Source organism: Longimicrobiaceae bacterium, assembly GCA_035936415.1.
Classification (GTDB): domain Bacteria; phylum Gemmatimonadota; class Gemmatimonadetes; order Longimicrobiales; family Longimicrobiaceae; genus JAFAYN01.
Genome location: DASYWD010000455.1, coordinates 1 through 3,191, shown reverse-complemented (window position 1 = coordinate 3,191; position 3,191 = coordinate 1). Strand labels below are relative to the sequence as shown.

Genomic DNA, 3,191 nt, shown 5'->3' with positions numbered 1-3,191 from the left:
CCCCGCGGGAGGTCAGTCGAGGAGGACGGCCAGGATGACCGCCGCCACCACGATCACACCGACCAGCCACCAGAAGCTCCCCCGCTGCGCGAACTGGTCGTCGCGGAGGTCGCGGGCGAGCCGGGACTCCTGCACCTTCTCCTGCACGGGCGCCGTGATCGCCATCTCGGTGGCGGGGACCGGCGCGGGCACCGTCGGGACGGCGGCGGCCGCCGCCTGCACGGACGACTGGGCGCCCGCGGGCGCGGCGGCGAGCAGCACGGCGGCGAGCAGGGACAGGACGATACGCATGGCTTCCTCCGGTGTGACGGGTGGCCGGACGAACAGGACGTTCGCGAGCCCGGATCGCCATGCAAGGAGCATGCGCCACGGCCTGCCGTCGTTCCGCACGGCTCTCAGGCCGGCTCCAGCGGGAGGGTGAGCGTGAAGGTGCTCCCCTCACCCGGGGCGCTCTCCGCCTCCAGCGCTCCGCCCAGGAGGCGCGCCAGCCGCCGGCTGACGCTGAGCCCCAGCCCCGTGCCCCCGAAGCGGCGCGTGGGGCTGGACTCCACCTGGGTGAAGGGCTCGAACACGCGCTCGAGCAGCTCCGCCGGGATCCCGATCCCGGTGTCGCGCACCCGGTACCGGACGGCGGCGTCCAGCACCTCCGCGGTAAGCTCCACCCAGCCCGCGTCGGTGAACTTCACGGCGTTGGAGAGGAGGTTCACCAGGACCTGCTGCAGCTTCCCCGCATCGGTGTGCAGCGTGGCGGGAAGCGCGGGGGCGGCTACGCGCAGGGCGAGCCCCTTCTGCGCTGCGAGCGGTGCGACCAGCACCGCGGCACCGTGAACCGAGCCGGCGACGTCCACCGGTCCCGCGCGCACCGTCTCCCGGCCGGCCTCGACCCGGGCGAAGGTGAGCACCTCGTCGATGAGCCCAAGCAGGTGCGTGGCGCTGGCGCGGATGCGCCCGAGCTGGTGCTCCTGCTCGGCGGTCACCGGCCCCGTGATCCCGTCGGCCAGGAGCTCGCCGTAGCCGATGATGGCCGTGAGCGGGGTGCGCAGCTCGTGCGACATGGTGGCCAGGAACTCGGACTTGGCGCGGTTCGCCGCATCGGCCGCGGCGTACAGGGCGGCCCGGCGCACCGCCTGGGCGCAGAGGCGCCCCAGCGCCAGCATGAACTCGCGCTCCCCGTCGTCCAGCGCCGTCGGGCGCGCGAAGGTGAGCCCCAGCGCCCCCAGCACCTCGCCCTCCACCAGCAGCGGCACGGAGGCGGAGGACCCGTGCCCCTCGCTCGGCGGCAGGTGCGGATACCGCGCGAGCCACTCCTCTCGCGACCCGAGGACGACGGGCTCCCCGGTCCGGAACGCCTCCGCGATGGGGACGTCCGCGGTGGCCGGGAAGCGCGCCCAGGGCTCCAGCAGCTCCGGGGGGTAGCCCACCGAGTCCGCCACCTCCAGCGACCCTCCGTCGCCGGAGGCGAGCACCACCACCCCGGCCACCGCCCCCAGCGCGGCGGTCCCGTGCTCCACCACCGCCCGGGCCACCTGGGCCGGGGTGAGCGCCCCCGCGAGCGCGGCGGTGAGGGCCTGCAGCCGCGTGATCCGCCGCACCGCGCGCTCAGCGTCCTCCCGCGCCCGCCGCTCCGCCTCCAGCAGCCGGGCTCGCTCCAGCGCCTGCGCCCCCAGCCGCGCGATGGCGGTCATCAGCGCCCGCTCGTCCTCGCCCAGCGGCTGGGGCCGCTCGAAGGTCCAGAGGAGCGCTCCCAGCGGCTCGCCCTCCAGCGCGAGCGGCACCGCCGCCCACGCTTGGCTCCGGCCCCCGGGGAGCCGGCCTCCCAGGTACCGCTCCGCCCACGCCTCGCGCGAGACCAGGAACACCGGCGCCCCGGTGCACGCGGCCTCGGCCACCGGGATCCTCGCCTCCAGCGGCCACCTCCGCCCGGTGGACATGCACGCCTCCTCCGGGTACCCCGTGGAGGCGAGGATCTCCACCTCGCCACCGGAGCGCACCACCACCACCCCCGCGTAGGCGTCCAGCGCGGCGACTCCCTGCCGCATCAGCACCTCCCCCACGGAAGCTGGGGTGGCCGCCTCCGAGAGGGCGGCCGCCAGCGCCTGGAGCCGCTCGGTGGCGCGCCGCGCGCGGCGCTCGGCCTCGTCCAGGCGGGCGCGCTCCAGGGCCTGCGCGCACTGCTCCGCCAGCGTCGCCAGGAAGTCGCGGTCGGCGGCGGAGAAGGCGCGCGGATCCGCGAACCCGAAGGCCGCCGCACCCAGCACCCGGCCGCCGGCCATCAGGGGGAGCACCGCCCACGCCTCGGCGCCGGCCTGCGCCGCCGGCCACGCCACCGTCGCGAAGCGCGCCTCCGCGTCGGCGCGGGACTCCAGGTACACGGGCTCCCGGAGCCGGGTGGCCACGGAGAGGGGGAGCGGCGCGTCCACGGGGAAGCGCGCCCAGTCGCGGCACGCCTGGTCCGGGAGCCCGTGGGCGCCCAGCATCCGCAAGTCGTGTCCCTCCGCGTCCACCCCGCACACCACGCCGAACACCGCGCCCAGGGCCCCGGCTCCCCACGCCGCCGCCACCTCGCCCGCCTCCGCCGTCGTGCGGGCGCGGGAAAGCGCGGCCATCACCTCCAGCAGGAGGACGCTCCGCTCGACCTCGGCCTCGGCCCGGAGGCGCGCCGCCTGCTCCGCCTCCAGCCACCGCGCCAGGTCGCCCACACTCGCGTGCGGGCTTCCCGCGTCCGCGGCGGTCCGCGGTGCCGTGTGCGTGTCCGGTGCTCGGTGTGGCATGGGGGAGCCGTTCGGGAAGTGGGGCCCCGACGAAGGGCCCCCCCCTCAAAACTACCCGGCGCGGGAGCCTGGCGGAAGCCGTGTGGCGGGATCCGGGCGCGGGTCCGCCGCCGCCGTGAGCACCGGTCTTGCAGGAACCCCGGCGGCCCGACGCTGGTACGACAACGCAAGTATGGTAGTCTTACGCAGATCCGGCGCCCGGACAGGCCGTTCCGTTCCCTCTCTGCCCAAGGAGTCCCCTGGTGACGCGACACCCACTCTCCGCCCTTCGCGCGCGCGGCGCCGCGCGGATGCGTGCTCTCGCCCTTCCACTCGCGGTGCCGCTCGCCCTCGCGGCCTGCGGCGACGACGGCGGCCGTGCCGCCGGAGCGCAGAGCGCCGAGGGGAAAGGCGCTACCGCGCAGGCGGGTGCCCCCGAGC

Annotated in this window: 2 protein-coding genes; both read right to left on the bottom strand. The window is 76.6% G+C overall.

Translation table 11 applies throughout. The features are described from left to right. Nucleotides 1–12: 12 nt before the first annotated feature. Nucleotides 13–291 (bottom strand): hypothetical protein, encoded by a 279-nt coding sequence (locus VGR37_18375; GenBank protein HEV2149375.1) that lies wholly within the window; start codon nt 289–291, stop codon nt 13–15. A 104-nt stretch (nt 292–395) separates the two neighbouring features. Further along, nucleotides 396–2,771, bottom strand: a complete 2,376-nt coding sequence (locus VGR37_18370) for a GAF domain-containing protein (GenBank protein ID HEV2149374.1) — start codon at nt 2,769–2,771, stop codon at nt 396–398. Nucleotides 2,772–3,191: the final 420 nt, after the last annotated feature.